The sequence below is a fragment of the Kitasatospora sp. NPDC048722 genome (genome assembly GCF_040650235.1).
Taxonomy (GTDB): Bacteria; Actinomycetota; Actinomycetes; order Streptomycetales; family Streptomycetaceae; genus Kitasatospora.
Map to the genome: position 1 here is coordinate 65,705 of NZ_JBEZGX010000044.1, position 16,489 is coordinate 82,193.

General features: G+C 74.6%; 14 protein-coding genes. 13 read left to right on the top strand and 1 reads right to left on the bottom strand.

Features of this window, described 5'->3' with window-relative positions; genetic code table 11:
• Window position 1: 1 nt before the first annotated feature.
• The 12 genes from AB0C76_RS28535 to AB0C76_RS28590 all read left to right on the top strand — a co-directional run bounded on the left by AB0C76_RS28535 (window position 2) and on the right by AB0C76_RS28590 (window position 9,382).
• On the top strand, window positions 2–409 hold the full coding sequence (locus AB0C76_RS28535) for a hypothetical protein (protein ID WP_359971066.1): 408 nt from the start codon (window positions 2–4) through the stop codon (window positions 407–409).
• Window positions 409–816 (top strand): hypothetical protein, encoded by a 408-nt coding sequence (locus AB0C76_RS28540; RefSeq protein WP_359971068.1) that lies wholly within the window; start codon window positions 409–411, stop codon window positions 814–816. Before AB0C76_RS28535 ends, AB0C76_RS28540 begins: the two co-directional genes overlap by 1 nt.
• A 47-nt stretch (window positions 817–863) precedes the next feature.
• Entirely contained in the window at window positions 864–1,973 is a 1,110-nt protein-coding gene (locus AB0C76_RS28545; RefSeq protein WP_359971070.1) for a beta-ketoacyl synthase N-terminal-like domain-containing protein, read from the top strand.
• 30 nt (window positions 1,974–2,003) lie between these two features.
• Window positions 2,004–2,252 carry an acyl carrier protein gene (locus AB0C76_RS28550; protein WP_359971072.1) on the top strand — a complete coding sequence of 83 codons (249 nt, stop codon included), beginning with the start codon at window positions 2,004–2,006 and terminating at the stop codon, window positions 2,250–2,252.
• A complete protein-coding gene (locus AB0C76_RS28555) occupies window positions 2,252–2,644 on the top strand; it encodes a hypothetical protein (protein ID WP_359971074.1) in 393 nt (130 codons plus the stop codon). The genes AB0C76_RS28550 and AB0C76_RS28555 overlap by 1 nt, the downstream gene beginning before the upstream one ends.
• The gene (locus tag AB0C76_RS28560; protein ID WP_359971076.1) at window positions 2,641–3,144 is read left to right on the top strand and encodes a beta-hydroxyacyl-ACP dehydratase; all 504 of its coding nucleotides are present in this window, start codon (window positions 2,641–2,643) and stop codon (window positions 3,142–3,144) included. The genes AB0C76_RS28555 and AB0C76_RS28560 overlap by 4 nt, the downstream gene beginning before the upstream one ends.
• Window positions 3,145–3,159: 15 nt before the next feature.
• A complete protein-coding gene (fabG, locus tag AB0C76_RS28565; RefSeq protein ID WP_359971079.1) occupies window positions 3,160–3,906 on the top strand; it encodes a 3-oxoacyl-[acyl-carrier-protein] reductase in 747 nt (248 codons plus the stop codon).
• A gap of 52 nt (window positions 3,907–3,958) precedes the next feature.
• On the top strand, window positions 3,959–4,582 hold the full coding sequence (locus tag AB0C76_RS28570; RefSeq protein WP_359971080.1) for a DsbA family protein: 624 nt from the start codon (window positions 3,959–3,961) through the stop codon (window positions 4,580–4,582).
• Window positions 4,583–4,640: 58 nt separating this feature from the next.
• The gene (locus AB0C76_RS28575; RefSeq protein ID WP_359971082.1) at window positions 4,641–4,856 is read left to right on the top strand and encodes an MbtH family protein; all 216 of its coding nucleotides are present in this window, start codon (window positions 4,641–4,643) and stop codon (window positions 4,854–4,856) included.
• A 176-nt stretch (window positions 4,857–5,032) separates the two neighbouring features.
• Entirely contained in the window at window positions 5,033–5,743 is a 711-nt protein-coding gene (locus tag AB0C76_RS28580) for an alpha/beta fold hydrolase (RefSeq protein ID WP_359971084.1), read from the top strand.
• Window positions 5,744–5,816: 73 nt separating this feature from the next.
• The gene (locus AB0C76_RS28585) at window positions 5,817–6,659 is read left to right on the top strand and encodes a mycofactocin-coupled SDR family oxidoreductase (protein ID WP_359971086.1); all 843 of its coding nucleotides are present in this window, start codon (window positions 5,817–5,819) and stop codon (window positions 6,657–6,659) included.
• Window positions 6,660–6,712: 53 nt separating this feature from the next.
• The gene (locus AB0C76_RS28590) at window positions 6,713–9,382 is read left to right on the top strand and encodes a non-ribosomal peptide synthetase (protein ID WP_359971088.1); all 2,670 of its coding nucleotides are present in this window, start codon (window positions 6,713–6,715) and stop codon (window positions 9,380–9,382) included.
• 60 nt (window positions 9,383–9,442) lie between these two features.
• Here AB0C76_RS28590 and AB0C76_RS28595 read toward each other — a convergent pair whose 3' ends face one another.
• Window positions 9,443–10,000: a hypothetical protein gene (locus AB0C76_RS28595; protein WP_359971090.1), complete on the bottom strand. Its 558-nt coding sequence runs from the start codon at window positions 9,998–10,000 to the stop codon at window positions 9,443–9,445.
• 135 nt (window positions 10,001–10,135) lie between these two features.
• Between AB0C76_RS28595 and AB0C76_RS28600 the strand changes: the two genes are divergently transcribed.
• On the top strand, window positions 10,136–16,489 hold a 6,354-nt coding region (locus AB0C76_RS28600), incomplete at its 3' end, for an amino acid adenylation domain-containing protein (protein WP_359971092.1).

The window sequence follows — 16,489 nt, forward strand, 5'->3', positions numbered from 1 at the left end:
GGTGGCCAGACGGATCCCGCACACGGACGTGCTCATCACCCTCATGGGTGCCCCCCACGCATCGGACCAGGTCACCACCGCTCTGCGGCTGACCCAGGCCCTGCTGGAGCGTGGTGCCACCGTGCAGGTGTGGACCTGCGGCTACGCCACCCTGCTCACCCAGAAGCCGCTCGGCCCGGACAAGCCGCGCAACCTCGCCGACTGGAACCGGGAGTACCCCTCCCTCGCCACGCTCGCCGAGGAGCTGCTCACCGCCCACCCGGACCGGCTCCACTGGTACGGCTGCCGGTTCTGCAGCGACGACCGCGGCGCCGTGGACCACCTCCCCCAGGTCGTGCTCCGCCCGCCGGCCGGCTACGCCGCCAACGTCGCCGCCGCGGACAAGACCCTGCTGATGGGGGTGATCTGATGGCCGGCGACCCGACGGACCCGACGGACGGCCGGGTGCTGGCCATCGTCGAACGCGGCTACCGCGGCGCGCTCGACAAGCAGTTCTTCGACGAGCTGTACCTCGCCACCGAACTGCACCGCCAACTCGGCGGCCTGGACGTCCTGCTGCGCGGCTCGGCCGTCGGCTACGCCCTGGACGCCGCACCGCCGCCGCCGCTGCGGATCGGCAACCGCACCGTCGACACGCTCACCGACCCCCGCCAGGGCCTGCGCACGCTGCTCGGCGCGGGCGTACGGGTGCTCGTCGAGGAGCCCGACATCGCGGCGCTGCGCTCCCCGCTCCCGCTCGTCGACGGCGTCGAGCTCGCCCCGGCGGGCGCGACCGCCGCGCGCTGGGCCGAGTACCGGATGGTCGTCTTCCTCTGAACGCCCCGCACCACTGACCCCTTGACCGAAAGGAACCGGTGACGGTCATGACCACCCTCACCACGGGCGCCGGACGCCCGGTGATCACCGCCTGGTCGGCCGTGTCGCCCTACGGCATCGGCCGCACCGCCTTCACCGAGGGCCTGCGCGAGCGCCGCGGCACCGTCACCGCGCTCGGCGCCGAACACGGCACCACCCCCGACGGGACCGGCCACGTCGTGCCCGGCTTCGCGATCCGCGAGGTGCTCGGCAAGAAGGGCACCCGCTCGATGGACCGGGTCACCGGCCTCGCCGTCACCGCCGTCGGCGCGCTGCTCGACGACGGGCCGCGCAACCGGGCCGTCGGCACCGGCGAGGGCGCCGCGTTCGCCCTCGGCACCACCACCGGCAGCGCCCAGTCGATGATGGACTTCACCCGGGACTCGCTCACCGGCGAGCAGCCCTTCTTCGTCGACCCCGCGCGCTTCCCCAACACGGTGATGAACTGCGCGGCCGGCCAGAGCGCCATCTGGTACCAGCTGAAGGGCCCGAACGCGACCATCGCCGGCGGGCGCACCGCCGGCCTGCACGCGCTCAACTACTCGCGCCGGCTGCTCGGCACCGGCCGCGCCCGGACCGTCCTGTGCGGCGCGGCCGAGGAGTTCAGCCAGGCCCGGTCCTGGCTGGAGCACCACAGCGGCGACGCGGCCGACACCGGCGCGCCCGCCCTCGGCGAGGGCTGCGCGATGCTCCTCGTCGAGCCGTACGCGCCCGGGGACCCGGACCAGCCGGTGCTGGCCGAACTCCTCGGCGTCGAACTGCGCGTCGTCCTCGACGGCGACCCCGCCCCCGTGCTGGCCGCCGCCCTGCGCGCGGCGCTGGAGCGGGCCGGCGTCGAACCGGAGCAGGTCGTCGCGGTGGCCCGTTCCGGCGCACCCGGCCGCGAGGGCCGCGGCGAGACCGAGGCCGTCCACGCCGTGCTCGGCGCCGACGGGTACGCCGACCTGACGCTGACCGGGCTCATCGGCGACACCGGGGCGGCCGCGGCCGCGTTCCAGGCCACCGCTCTGCTCTCGTACGCGGCCGACCACCCGGCCGACGCGGCCGGACGGGTCGGCGTGATCACCTCCGTGGACCGCAGCGGCACCGTCGGCTGCGCCCTGCTCGGCCTGCGCTGAGCCCCAACTCCTCCGAAAGGAACGGCAATCGTGCTGGACAAGGAAGAACTCCGTGCCGTGGTCGCCCAGGTGCTGGACGTCGACGCCGAGGAGGTCACCGACGACGCCCGCTTCGTCGACGACCTGGAGGTCGACTCGCTGATGGCGCTGGAGATCGTCGTCGTGCTGGAGAAGAAGTACGGCGTGAAGCTGCCCGAGTCGGACCTCAAGCAGATCACCACCCTGCGGAACGCGTACGACGTCCTGCTCGGCCGGCTCGACGCGGCGAAGGCCGCCTGATGCCCGCCGCCGGCCCGCTCGGCGGCGCGGTCGAGGTGCTGCCCGCCACCGACGAGCTGCGCACCGCGGCCCGTTTCCGGGTGGAGGACACCGAGACCGTGCTGCCCGGCCACTACCCGGGCTTCCCGATCTTCCCCGGCGTCTGCCTGGTCGAGTGCACCCACCAGAGCGCGCTCGCCACCCTGCCCGCCGACGCGAAGGGGGCCGCGCTGGCCGCCGTGGAGTCCACCCGGTTCACCGGGCCGGTCTTCCCCGGTGACGAGCTGGAGATCGCCATGGAGTGGAAGCGGACCGCGGCCGGCGACTGGCAGTGCCGGGCCAAGCTGGCCACCGGGCGCGGCCCGGCGGCGAGCGTCCGGCTGCGCTACGCCCTCGCGGAGGTGACGGCATGACCGGCTTCTCGGCCCAGGCCACCATCGGGCAGCGCGACATCCGCGCCCGGCTGCCGCACCGCTTCCCGATGCTCCTGGTGGACCGGGTCGTCGACCTCGTCCCGGGCGAGCGGCTGACCGCCCTCAAGGCCGTCACCTGCAACGAGCCCTGGTACGAGAAGCTCGGCGCGGACACCCCCGCCGAGGACTTCGCCTACCCGTCCTCGCTGCTGGTCGAGTCCTGGTGCCAGTCCGCCGGGGTGCTGGCCACCTGGGACGACCCCAACCCGGACGTGCTGAGCGGGCAGGTGATGCTCTTCGGCGGCATGACCGGCGTCGAGTTCCACCGCCCCGTGCTGCCCGGCGAGGTCCTGGAGCACGTCGTCCGGCTGGACCGCCGGGTCGACGACACCGTGCTGTTCGAGGGCGAGACCCGCTCGGCCGGCGAACCCGTGATGACCGTCGGCCGGATCGTGATGGCCTTCCGCCCCGCCGAGGCGCTGCGCCCGGCCACCGTCTGAGGAGAGAGCACCACCATGTCGGACACCACCAGCCGGGTGGCCCTGGTCACCGGCGGCTCGCGCGGCATCGGCCGGGCCACCGTCACGGCGCTCGCCCGGGACGGCTTCGACGTCGCCTTCTGCTACCGCTCGGACGACGAGGCCGCGCGCAGCCTGGAGAAGACCGGCGACGAACACGGCGTGCGGATCACCGGCACCCGGGTGGACGTCGCCGACGGCGCCGCCGTCCGGGCCTGGATCGAGGCCACCGAGGACGGCCTCGGCCCGGTCGCGGCGGCCGTCACCGCGGCCGGCATCACCCGCGACAACCCGCTCGTCCTGATGGAGGACGAGCAGTGGCGCCAGGTCATCGACACCAACCTGGACGGCGTCTACCACGTCTGCCGCGCCGTGGTGTTCGGCATGATGAAGCGCCGCGGCGGCTCGATCGTCAACATCTCCTCGGTCGCCGGGGTCTACGGCCACGGCACCCAGACCAACTACTCCGCGTCCAAGGCCGGGATCATCGGCTTCACCCGCGCCCTGGCCAAGGAGAGCGGCCGCGCCGGGATCCGGGTCAACGCCGTCGCCCCCGGCTTCATCGAGACCGACATGGTCGCCGCGATGAACGACAAGGCCCGCAAGGAGGCGCTGACCTCGATCCCGCTGCGCCGCATGGGCACCGCGGAGGAGGTCGCCGACCTGGTCGCCTACCTGGTCTCGGACAAGGCCGCGTACATCACCGGCGCGGTCCTCCAGATCGACGGCGGCATCACCATCTAGCCCGGACGACCGGGCAGTTCGAACCACCCGTTCAGAAAGGCTGGAGGCGGCGATGGCACGACGTGCACCGCGCTGGTACTTCTCCTTCCGCAGCCCCTACTCCTGGATGGCCTACCGCGACCTGGTCGACCACCACCCGCTGGAGGCCGACCGGATCGAGTGGCTGCCGTTCTGGGAGCCGGACCCGTCCGCCCAGGACGAGCTGGAGCAGAGCAACATCCGGCTCCCGTACGTCCCGATGTCCAAGGAGAAGCACCTCTACATCCTGCAGGACGTCCGGCGCCTGGCCCGGGCCCGCGACCTGGAGATGGTCTGGCCGGTCGACCCGGCACCGCGCTGGGAGGTCTCGCACCTCGCCTACCTGGCCGCCGACCGCCTCGGCGCCGGGCGGGAGTTCATCGCCGAGACGTACCGCACCCGGTGGGAGCGCGGCGAGGACATCTCGCGGCCCGACACCATGCGCAAGATCGGCGAGACCATCGGCGCCGACCCGGAGGCGCTGGCCCGGGCCCACGAGGACCCGGAGATCCGCGAGCTGGGCATGGCCGCCCTCAACTCCCTTCACCGCGACGGTGTGTTCGGCGTGCCGTTCTTCATCTGCGGCTTCGACAAGTACTGGGGCGTGGACCGGCTGCCCGACTTCCTCGACCGGCTCCGGTCGGTCAAGGCCGCCTGATCCCGCCCGTAACTCTTCCTGCTCCGACTCTTCCGCTCCGACCCGAGGAAGGCCCGCCATGGCCAGCAACCCGTTCGAGAACGACGACGCCCGCTACCTGGTCCTCGTCAACGAGGAGAACCAGCACTCGCTCTGGCCCTCCTTCGCCGAGATCCCGGCCGGCTGGACCTCCGTGTTCGGCGAGGACGGCCGTCAGGCCTGCCTCGACTACATCAACGAGCACTGGACCGACATGCGGCCGAAGTCCCTGGCCGACGCCATGAACGGCGCCTGAACCACCCCGACGGCACCCCGACGGCACTGCGGGCGGCGGGCGTTGGCAGCAATCTGCAACGCCCGTTGCCCGCGGTCGGGGCCCGATGACAGCGTGGACGTCCGGCCGCCCGCGGGCGGCCACGCCCCCGGTCACCGTGCAGCCACCACGCAGCTTCCCAGAAAGCGATGCCGCTCATGACCCACTCCCTGGTGTGCCTGCCCTTCGCGGGGGGCGGCGCCGGCTTCTACCGCGGGTGGAAGAACCTCCCCGCACACGCCCCGCGCATCATCCCGCTCCAACTGCCCGGTCGCGAGGAGCTGTTCCTCGACGAGCCGTTCACCGACGCGGCGACCGCCGCCGACGTGCTCGCCCCGCGGGTCGCGGACCTGGCCGACGGGCCGGTCGCGCTGTTCGGGCACAGCCTCGGCGCGGTGCTCGCCTTCGAGCTCGCCCGCAGACTGGAGCAGCAGCCCGCGGTCGACCTCGTCCACCTCTTCGTCAGCGGTTCGCCCGGCCCGTGGACCCCGCGCACCCGCCGCGCCACCGGCCTGGACGACGACGCCTTCCTCGCCCGGGTCCAGGAGTTCGCCGGCTACCAGCACGACGCACTGGCCGACCCGGACATGCGCGAACTGCTGCTACCGATCCTGCGCGCGGACGTCGGGATGCACGAGGACTACCGGCCCGCGACGGACGAGCCGCTGCGCACCCCGATCACCTCGCTGCGCGCCACCGGGGACACCCTGGTGACCCGCGAGCAGGCCGGGGAGTGGCGCGCGGCCACCACCGCCGGGTTCCGGCTGGTGGAGCCGGAGGGCGGCCACATGTACCTCACCGAGTCCCCGCTGCCGGTGGTCGACGCCGTCGCCGCCGCGCTCGCCGCTCCCTCGGGCGCCGCCTCGTGAGCGCGCGAGGCAAGCGAGCGGCCACGAGCCGCACGTGGGTGAACGCCCCTGCCGAGCGAAGCGGGGTGGGTGCGTGAACGAGCCCGCCACCGGCCGCCTGAGCGGCAGGACGGCCGTCGTGACCGGCGCCGCCCGCGGCCTGGGCCGCTCGTGCGCCGTCCGGTTCGCCGCCGAGGGCGCCGACCTGGTGCTGGTCGACGTCGCCGGCGACCTCGACGGCGTGCCCTACCCGCTCGGCTCGCAGGGCCAGCTGGCGCACACCGCCGAGCTCTGCCGGGCGCACGGCGCGGCCGTCCACACCGTCGCCGCCGACGTCCGCGACCCGGCCGACGTCACGCGCGCCGCCGAGCAGGCCCTGGACCGCTTCGGCACCGTCGACGTCCTGCTCAACAACGCCGGCATCGCCGCCCCCTCGGGCAAGGCCGTCCACGAGATCGCCGAGGACGAGTGGGACCTCATGGTCGGCATCGACCTCACCGGCGCCTGGCGGATGACGAAGGCGGTCGTGCCCGCCATGGTCGAGCAGCGCTCCGGCAGCGTGATCAACGTCGCCTCCACCGCGGGGCTGGTCGGCTACCGGCACTTCGCCGGGTACGTCGCCGCCAAGCACGGCCTGATCGGCCTCACCAAGGCCGCCGCGCTCGACTACGCGCCCTTCCGGGTCAGGGTCAACGCCCTGTGCCCCGGCTCGGTGCGCGACGACCCGCTGCACGAGGGCCGGATGCTCGCCGAGATCGCCCGCTCGCTGGACGTCGCCGTCGACGAGCACGAGGAGATCTTCGTCCAGGCGCAGCCGATGAACGCCCTCATCGAGCCGCAGGACATCGCCGGCGCCGCGCTCTGGCTGGCCGGCGACGACTCCCGGCAGGTCACCGGGACCACGCTCACCGTCGACGGCGGCTTCAGCGCCCGCTGACGCCCGCCCACGTCCCGTTCGCCCGTTCGCACCACCGTCAGGAGTGTCCGTCCATGTCGAGAAGTCAGGCCGCGTCCTGCCACAGCCTGGTGGTCCGGCTGCCGGGCGCCGTCGAGGCCGGGGAGCTGGCACGGCGGCTGCGCACCGCCGCCGGCCGGGTCCGCGCCGAGCTGGCGGACCTGCCGCTGTGGGAGGAGCGGGTGGACCTGCCCGCCGGCCACCCGCGGGCGGCCGCCCGGGCCCGGCGCGAGGCCGAACGTCCGCTGCGGGCCGCCGGGCCGCCGCTGCGCGCGGTGCTGCTGCGCTACGCCGACGACGCGGCCGACCTGGTACTCGTCGCGCGGCACGAACTGGCCGTGGACGGTGCCGCGTTGACCTTCGCCGAGGCGGCGCCCGGGCCCTCCTCCGCACCCGTCGCGCCCGTCGCGCCGGAGTGGGGCCTGGGCGAGCCGGCCGCGGCCGGGGCCGTCGCGGAGCTCCCGCTGCCGGACGGCCTGCCGGGGGACGCCGCCCTGCTCGTCGGCGCCGCGGCCCTGGTGCTCGCCCGGTACGGCACGGGCGCTCCGGTGGACGAGGCGCAGGACGTGGCGGCCCACCTGGCCGGACGGCCCGCGTACGAGGGCGGCGTGCTCGACCTCGGCGGGATCGGCGTGCTGGTCGAGGAGGCCCGCGCGGGCCAGTGGCGGGTGGCGCAGCTGGCGCCGGCACTGCCCGGCCTGCTGCACCTCACCGTGGCCGCGGACGGTACGGCGGCCGGGGTGCTGCGCTACCGGCCGAGCGAGCTGGCGCCGGTCGTCGCCTCGCGATTCGCCGACCACGTCGCCCACGTGGCACGGCAGTTGGCGGCGGACCCGGGCCGGGTACTGGAGACCGTCGAGTTGCTCACCCCGGCCGAGGCGGAGCACGTCCTGGCCCTCGGCGTCACCCCGCCGGCCGGGCGGGCCGAGTCCGCCGTCCGCACGATCGACGGACTCTTCGCCGACGTGGTCCGCGAACGGCCGGACGCCGTCGCGCTCACCGCCGGCGACGTGTGCCTCCGGTACGCCGAGCTGGACGCCCTCGCCGAGCGCACCGCCGCCGGGCTGCGCGCCCTCGGCGTGCCCCCCGGCTCGATGGTCGGCGTCGCCCTGGAGCGCGACGCGGACCTGGTGATCAGCCTGCTCGGCGTGCTCAAGGCGGGCTGCGCGTACGTGCCGATGGACCTGCGCTACCCCGAGGACCGGCTGCGCTACACCGTCGGAAACGCCGGGGCGGGCGTCGTCATCGGCACCGGTGAGGGCCTCCCGGCGGACCTGGACGGCGTGCGCGTCGTCACCCCGGCGGAGCTGCGCGCCCTCGGCGACACCGCCCCGGCCGCGCCCCGCGCCGAGGACGGCGCCGCGCCCGCCTACGTCATCTACACCTCCGGCTCCACCGGCCGCCCCAAGGGCGTCGTCATCCCGCACCGCAACGTCGCGGCGCTGGTCGAGGCCACCCGCGGGGACCTGCGGCTCGGCCCGGACGACGTGTGGACGCTGTTCCACTCCAGCGCCTTCGACTTCTCGGTCTGGGAGATCTGGGGCTGCCTGCTCACCGGCGGTCGGCTCGTCGTCGTCGGCCACTGGACCACCCGGGACCCGGAGCTGTTCCACGCCCAGCTGGTGCGCGAGCGGGTCACCGTCCTGAGCCAGACGCCGTCCGCCTTCGCCCAGCTGGTCGAGACCGACCGGCCGGCGCCCGCCGACGCGCTCGCCGTGCGCCTGGTGGTGTTCGGCGGCGAGCCGCTGGACGTGCGGATGCTCGCCCCCTGGTTCGCCCGGCACTCGCCCACCGCCTGCCGGCTGGTCAACATGTTCGGCATCACCGAGACCACCGTGCACGTCACCGCGCACACCGTGACCCCGGCCGACGTGCTCGCCACCGGCCGCAAGGTCGGCCCGGCGCTGCCCGGCTGGTCGCTGTCGGTGCGCGACCCGCGCGGCCGGCTGCTGCCGGTCGGCGTGCCCGGCGAGATCTGGGTCGGTGGCGCCGGCGTCGCCGACCGCTACCTCGGACAGCCGGAGCTGACCGCCCAGCGGTTCGTCGAGGATCCGTACGGCGGCGGCCGGATCTACCGAAGCGGTGACCGCGGCCGGCTGCGCCCGGACGGCGCCCTGGACCACCTGGGCCGGCTGGACAGCCAGGTCAAGGTGCGCGGCCACCGGATCGAGCTGGACGAGATCCGCAACGTGCTGCTGGGCCACCCGGACGTGACCGGCGCGGCCACCGTGCTCAACCACGACACCCCCGGCGACGCGGCCACCGCCCGGATCGACGCCTACGTGGCGCTGCGCGGCACGGCCGCCCCGGCCGACGTCCTCGCGCACGCCCGCGGGGTGTTGCCCGGGTACATGGTGCCCGCCTCGGTCACCGCCGTGCCGGCGATCCCGCTGACCATCAACGGCAAGGTGGACACCGCCGCGCTGCCCGCGCCCGGCGCCGTGGCGGCCCCGGCCGAAACCGGCGCCGCCACGGGCGGCGCGGACCCGCTGACCGACCAGGTCCTCAAGCTGTGGAGCCACGCGCTCGGCGCCGAGGTCGGGCTCCAGGACAATTTCTTCGAGCTCGGCGGGAATTCCCTGCTGGTGATCCGGGTGCTCCGGGAAATGCGCGACCAGGGACTCCCGAAGGTGACCACCCAGGACTTCTACCGGAACTCCACGGCGGGCCGGTTCGTGGAACTCGTCCGGGACGCCACGGGCTGATCCCGAGGCGAACGGAAGGGCCCGAAAGCAAAGGGCCCCGGGCTACATGCCCGGGGCCCTTCAGGCCGTTTTGTCAACGCGTTTCTTGACGGCCGCCAGGAGCGCGATCCTGATCATTCCGCTGGGAATGCGGATGACCTTCCAGTACCGCCCGAAACTGCGTTTCGCCGCGTCGTCGGTGGCCAGGATCCTGGTCTCGGTGGAGAGCACCCCGCCGGCGCAGCGCAGGGTGAAGACGACCTTGGTGCAACCCGGCTCGGCGTAGTCCCGGAAGACCTCGGCCATCGGCCGGTCAGGAGTGACGGGACCGGCCGGCGAGCCGATCCCCCCGTACACCAACTCGTCGTCGGACAGGGCGAGTACGGTCTCGCCGCCCATCGCGAAGTCGTCCAGGACCCGGCCGTCCGGGCGCAACGTGTTCTTGGTGAACGCGAGCAGGAAGCGCGCCACCGGGGCCTCCCGCCAGGTCATCTCGCGGGCCGCCGCCAGCACCTCCTCCGGGGGCGCGGTGACGGCCACCCAGTGGTGTTCGCGGAAATGCCATTCCGGCATGTAGCGGTCGACCAGCTCCCCCTTCGGAGGGGTCGGCCCGGACTCCTTCGTGCCGTTCTCCTTCATGCCGCGACGCTAGCACGCGGCCCGGTGGCCACCAAGGCGTGGCAGCTTTCTGCAAGCGGCGTTGTCCGGGCTTCCCGGCCGCTGTTAGACATGGTTTCCGGTTGGTTTTCGTCGAGGTATTGAGGGTGAGTGGCCGTGTCCGACCTCCAGGATGTCCTGCTGCCGCTGACCGCCGCCCAGTCGGGTGTCTGGTACGCGCAGCAGCTGAATCCGCAGAACACCGTCTTCAACACCGGCGAATTCCTGGAAATCGGCGGTCCGGTGGACGCGGGGCTGTTCGAGGCGGCGCTGCGCCGGGTGGTCGCCGAGGCGGAGACCCTGCGGCTGCGGTTCACCGGGACGGAGACCGGGCCCGCCGCGCGGATCGTGCCGGCCGAGGAGCTGGAGTGGTCCCTGCACGTCGTCGACGTGAGCGGGGAGGCGGACCCGTGGGCCGCCGCGCGGGCCTGGATCGCCGCGGACTTCGCCCGGCCGCTGGACACCGAGCACGACCACCTGTTCCTGTTCGCGCTGTTCAAGGTGGCCGAGGACCGCCACCTGTGGCTGCACCGCTACCACCACCTGTTGGTCGACGGCTTCACCGTCAACATGGTCGCCCGGCGCACCGCCGCCGTGTACTCGGCGCTCGCGGCCGGCGAGGAGGTCCCGGAAAGCCCCTTCGCGCCGCTCGGGCGGCTGCTCGCCGAGAAGGAGGAGTACCGCGGCTCCGAGCGCCGCGCCGCCGACCGCGCGTACTGGACCGAGCGGATGCGGGGCTGCCCCGAGCCGGTCAGCCTGTCCGGCGAGCAGCCGCGGCTGGCCCGCTCGCTGGCCCGGCACACCGCCCACCTCGACCCGGCCGGCACGGACCGGCTGCGCGACCTCGCGAGCGAGGCCGGCGTCACCTGGCCGCCCGCGCTGGTCGCCGCCGTCGCCCTGTGGCTCGGCCGCCTCACCGGGTCGCCCGAGGTCGTGCTCGGCCTGCCGGTCTCCACGCGGCTCGGCCAGAGCGCCCGCAGCGTGCCCGGCATGGTCTCCAACGTGCTGCCGCTGCGCATCGCCGTCGAGCCCGGCGCGACCGTCGAGGAGCTGCTCGCCGGGGTCTCGCGCGAGATGCGCGCCGCGATGAAGCACCAGCGCTACCAGTTCGAGGACCTGCGACGTGACCTCGGCATGCTCGCCGACGACCGCCGGCTGGTCGGCCCGCACGTCAACATCATGATGTTCGACTACGACCTGCGGTTCGGCGGGCACCCGGCCCGCCCGCACAACGTCTCGATCGGCCCGGCCGACGACGTGTCGTTCATCGTCTACGACCGCGGCACCGGCGCGGGCCTGCAGATCGACTTCGACGCCAACCCGGACCTCTACGGGGACGACGAACTCGCCGCCTACCAGCGGACGTTCCTGGACTTCCTGCACCGCCTCGGCACCGCCGCGCCCACCGACCGCGTGGACTCCGTCGAGCTGGACACCGCCGGGCTGCCCTCGCGCACCCGAGCCACCACCGGGGACGCGGACGGCCAGGCGGCCCCCGCCGCCGCCCGCGCGCCGCGCACGGACGCCGAGGAGGCGCTGTGCCGGCTGTTCAGCGAGGTGCTCGACGAGCAGGTCGGCTCGATCGACGACAACTTCTTCCTCCTCGGCGGCAGTTCGATCCAGGTGACCCGCCTGGTCGGCCGGATCCGCAAGGAGCTGAAGGCCGAGCTCACCCTGCGCACGGTCTTCGAGCACGCCACCGTCGCCACCCTCGCCGAGGCCCTCGGCCTGGGCGCCGGCACCGCCGCCGCGCCCGCCCCGGCCGCCCGCGCCGCGCTCACCGCCCGTCCGCGCCCCGAGCGGATGCCGCTGTCCGCCGCGCAGAACCGGCTCTGGTTCCTCAACCAGATGGAGAGCGGCAGCGGCCGCGCCGCCTACAACGACGGCCTCACCGTCGAGCTCACCGGCCGCCCCGACGCCGACGCGCTGCGCACCGCCCTGGCCGACGTCGCCGCCCGGCACGAGAGCCTGCGCACCGTCTTCCCCGTCCTCGACGGCACCCCGCACCAGCACGTGCTCGACCCCGACGACGCGCGGCCCGCGCTCCACGTCACCGAGGTCGCCGACGAGGACGCCCTGGACGGGCTGCTCGCCGGCGCCGCCGCCCTCGGCTTCGACCTGGCGGCCGAAGTCCCGGTGCGCGCCCACCTGTTCACGCTCGCCCCCGAGCGGCACGTGCTGCTGCTGGTGGTCCACCACATCGCCGGCGACGGCTGGTCGGTCGCCCCCTTCACGCGCGACCTCAGCCTCGCCTACGCCGCCCGCCTGCGCGGCGAGGCCCCGCGCTTCGCGCCACTGCCCGTCCAGTACGCCGACTACACGCTGTGGCAGCAGGAGCTGCTCGGCGACGAGCGGGACGGGCGCAGCCTGCTCGCCCGGCAGATCGAGCACTGGCGCGGCGCCCTCGCCGGGCTGCCCGAGGAACTGGCCCTGCCCGCCGACCGGCCCCGCCCGGCCGTGGCGAGCCACCGGGGCGGGCGGACCGCCTTCGAGCTCGACGGCGAGACCCACCGGCGGCTGCTCGCGCTCGCCCAGGACTCCGGCGCGAGCCTCTTCATGGTCGCCCAGGCCGCGCTGGCCGCCCTGCTGCACCGCGTCGGAGCGGGCGACGACATCCCCGTCGGCACCGTCATCGCCGGGCGCACCGACGAGGCGTTGAACGAGCTGGTCGGCTTCTTCGTCAACACCCTGGTGCTGCGCACCGACGTCTCCGGCGACCCGACCTTCCGCGAACTGGTCGACCGCGTCCGCGAGTTCGACCTCACCGCGTACGGCCACCAGGACGTGCCGTTCGAGCGCCTGGTGGAGGTGCTCAACCCGGTGCGCTCGCTGGCCCGCCACCCGCTCGCCCAGGTCACCCTGGCGCTGGCGGACAACGCCGCGCCGCTGCTGGAGCTGCCCGGCCTGGAGACGGCGATCCGCCACCTGGAGACCGACACCGCCAAGTTCGACCTGTCGTTGCGGCTCGCCGAGCGCTTCGACGCCGAGGGCCGCCCGGCCGGCCTGGCCGGCGGCTTCGAGTACGCCCGCGACCTGTTCGACGAGGCCACCGTCCGCGTGCTCGGCGAGCGCTTCCGCCGCCTGGTCGAGGCCGTCACCGCCGACCCGGCCGTCCGCGTCGGCGCCGTCGACCTGCTCGGCGACGCCGAGCGCGCCCGGATCCTCGGCGAGTGGAACGACACGGCCCTCGACGTCCCCGCCGCCACCACCCCCGAACTGTTCGCCGCGCAGGCCGCCCGCACCCCGCACGCCCCGGCCCTCCTCCACGAGGGCACGGAGCTGAGCTACCGCGAGCTCGACGAGCGCTCCGCCCGGCTGGCCGCGCTGCTCGCCGAGCGCGGCGCGGGCCGCGGCCGGACCGTCGCGGTCGCCCTCGGCCGCGGCGTGGACACCGTGGTCAGCCTGCTCGCCGCGATGCGCGCCGGCGCCGCCTACCTGCCCGTCGACCCGGCCTACCCGGCCGAGCGGATCGCCTACATCCTCGACGACGCGCGCCCGTGCCTGGTGGTCACCAGCACCGCGCTCCAGGCCGCACTCCCCGCGGACGACGACACCCCGCGGCTGCTCCTGGACACCGTCGAACTGCCCGCCCGGCCGCTGGCCGACGGGCCGCTGACCGTGCACGACGCCGCCTACGTCATCTACACCTCCGGCTCCACCGGCCGCCCCAAGGGCGTCGTGGTGAGCCACCGCGGCGTCGCCAGCATGGCCGCCGCCCACCGGCTCTGGTTCGGCGGCGGCGCCGGGCACCGCGTGCTCCAGTTCTCCTCGCCCAGCTTCGACGCCTCCATGTGGGAGATCCTGACCACCCTGGTCAACGGCTCCGCGCTGGTCCTCGCCCCGGCCGACCGGCTGGCCGCCGGCGAGCCGCTGGCCGCCCTGCTGGCCGAGCAGCGGGTCACCCACGCCACCCTCCCGCCGGTCGTGCTCGCCGCCATGGGCGACGCCGCGCTGCCCGCCGGGATGACGCTGGTCACCGCCGGCGAGGCCTGCTCGGCCGAGCTCGTGGCCCGCTGGGCCGACGGCCGCGCCATGGTCAACGCGTACGGCCCGACCGAGTCCACCGTCTGCGCCACCATGTCCGCGCCGCTCGTCCCCGGCGCCGGCGCGCCCACCATCGGGCGGCCGATCACCAACACCCGGGTGCTCGTCCTGGACGCCGGCCTGCGGCCCGTCCCGGCCGGCGTCGCGGGCGAGCTGTACCTCACCGGCGCGGGCCTCGCCCACGGCTACCTCGGCCGCCCCGGGCTGACCGCCGAGCGCTTCACCGCCAACCCGTACGGTCCGGCCGGCTCGCGCATGTACCGCACCGGCGACCTCGTGCGCTGGACGGCGCACGGCGAGCTCGACTACCTCGGCCGGGTCGACGACCAGGTCAAGATCCGCGGCTTCCGGATCGAGCTCGGCGAGGTCGAGGCCGCGCTGCTCGGCCACCCGACCGTCGCCCAGAGCGCGGTGACCGTCCGCGAGGACCGGCCCGGGGACAAGCGGCTCGTCGGCTACGTCGTGCCGGCCGCCGGCGCCGGCGTGCAGGACGTCGAGTCGCTGGCGGCCGAGCTGCGCACCCACGTCGGCGCCGCGCTGCCCGACTACATGGTCCCGGCCGCCGTCCTCGTCCTGGACGCCTTCCCGGTCACCGCCAACGGCAAGCTCGACAAGCGGGCGCTGCCCGCCCCCGACTTCGGCGCGAGCACCGGCAGGGCCCCGGAGACCGCCCGGGAACTGCTGCTCGCCGGGCTGTTCGCGGAGGTCCTCGGTCTGGAGTCGGTCTCCGCCGACGACAGCTTCTTCGACCTCGGCGGCCACTCCCTGCTCGCCACCCGCCTGGTCGGCCGGATCCGCACCGAGGCCGGCGCCGAACTCACCGTGGGCGCCCTCTTCGAGGCGCCGACCGTCGCCGCGCTCGCCGCCGCCCTGACCGGCGCCGCCGGCGCCCGCGCCGCCCTGCGCCCGCAGGCCCGACCAGCCCGCGTCCCGCTCTCCCACGCCCAGCGCCGGCTCTGGTTCCTCGGCCACTTCGACGGCCCGAGCGGCACCTACAACCTCGGCCTCTCGCTGCGTCTGCGCGGCCGGCTCTCGGCCGACGCCCTGGGCGACGCGCTCGCCGACGTCACCGCCCGCCACGAGGCGCTGCGCACGCTCTTCCCCGACACCGACGGGCACCCCGAGCAGCTGGTCCTCGGCACCGCCGACCCCGCCGCCCGGCCGCGGCTGCACCGCGCCGAGGTCACCGCCGGGCAGCTCGACGCCGCGCTCTCGGAGGCGGCGGCGGCCGGCTTCGACGTGACCGCCGAAATCCCGCTGCGTGCCCACCTGTTCACCCTCGCCGAGGACGACCACGTGCTGCTGGTCGTCGTCCACCACATCGCGGCGGACGGCTGGTCGATGGCGCCGCTGGCCCGCGACCTGTCGGTGGCGTACGCGGCCCGCCTGGGCGGCAGCGCACCGGAGTTCACCCCGCTGCCGGTCCAGTACGCCGACTACACGCTCTGGCAGGCCGAGGTCCTCGGCGACGAGAACGACCCGGCCGGCGAGCTCAACCGGCAGATCGACTACTGGCGCACAACCCTGGCCGGCCTGCCCGAGGAACTCCCGCTGCCCACCGACCGCCCCCGCCCTGCCCGGATGAGCTACCGCGGCGAGACGGTGCAGTTCGGCGTGTCCGGTGAACTGCGCGGCCGGTTGGAGGAGTTGGCCCGCGAGAGCGGCACCAGCCTCTTCATGGTCGTCCAGGCGGCGCTCGCCACGCTGCTGCACCGCCTCGGCGGCGGCGAGGACGTCCCGCTCGGCTCGCCGATCGCGGGCCGCACGGACGAGTCGCTCGACGACCTCGTCGGCTTCTTCATCAACACGCTGGTGCTGCGCAACGACCTGTCGGGGCGGCCGACCTTCCGCGAACTGCTCGGCCGCGTACGGGAGACGGCCCTGGCCGCCTACGCCCACCAGGACGTGCCCTTCGAGCGCCTCGTCGAGGCGATCAACCCCGAGCGCTCGATGGCGCGCCACCCGCTGTTCCAGGTCTCCTTCCAGCTGCAGAACATCCCGTCGGACCGGCTGGTGCTGCCCGGCGTCGTCGTCGAGACGCAGCCGATCCGGCTGGACACGGCGAAGTTCGACCTCTCGTTCACGCTCGCGGAGTCGGAGGAGGGGCTGGCGGGCAGCGTCGAGTACGCCGTCGACCTGTTCGACCGGGCGACGGCCCAGGCGCTGGGCGCGCGGCTCGTCACCGTGCTGGAGACCGTCGCGGCCGACCCGTCGATCCGGGTCGACGACATCGACGTCCTGACCCAGGACGAGCGCCGGCTCGTTCTCGGCGCATGGTCCGGCGAGAGTGTCGAGTTGGCCCCCGCCACGTTCCACGGACTGTTCGAGGCCACCACCGACACCACGCCCTCGGCGCCCGCGATCGCGAGCGGCGAGCTCGTCCTGTCGTACACCGAGGTGGAGCAGCGCGCCAACCAGGTCGCGCAC

Bases quoted from the DNA above. Each gene is read 5' to 3' on its own strand.
- AB0C76_RS28595 (WP_359971090.1), bottom strand. From the start codon at position 10,000: ATGAAGGAGAACGGCACGAAGGAGTCCGGGCCGACCCCTCCGAAGGGG.
- AB0C76_RS28590 (WP_359971088.1), top strand. From the start codon at position 6,713: ATGTCGAGAAGTCAGGCCGCGTCCTGCCACAGCCTGGTGGTCCGGCTG.
- AB0C76_RS28575 (WP_359971082.1), top strand. From the start codon at position 4,641: ATGGCCAGCAACCCGTTCGAGAACGACGACGCCCGCTACCTGGTCCTC.
- AB0C76_RS28540 (WP_359971068.1), top strand. From the start codon at position 409: ATGGCCGGCGACCCGACGGACCCGACGGACGGCCGGGTGCTGGCCATC.
- AB0C76_RS28555 (WP_359971074.1), top strand. From the start codon at position 2,252: ATGCCCGCCGCCGGCCCGCTCGGCGGCGCGGTCGAGGTGCTGCCCGCC.
- fabG (WP_359971079.1), top strand. From the start codon at position 3,160: ATGTCGGACACCACCAGCCGGGTGGCCCTGGTCACCGGCGGCTCGCGC.
- AB0C76_RS28570 (WP_359971080.1), top strand. From the start codon at position 3,959: ATGGCACGACGTGCACCGCGCTGGTACTTCTCCTTCCGCAGCCCCTAC.
- AB0C76_RS28545 (WP_359971070.1), top strand. From the start codon at position 864: ATGACCACCCTCACCACGGGCGCCGGACGCCCGGTGATCACCGCCTGG.
- AB0C76_RS28560 (WP_359971076.1), top strand. From the start codon at position 2,641: ATGACCGGCTTCTCGGCCCAGGCCACCATCGGGCAGCGCGACATCCGC.
- AB0C76_RS28580 (WP_359971084.1), top strand. From the start codon at position 5,033: ATGACCCACTCCCTGGTGTGCCTGCCCTTCGCGGGGGGCGGCGCCGGC.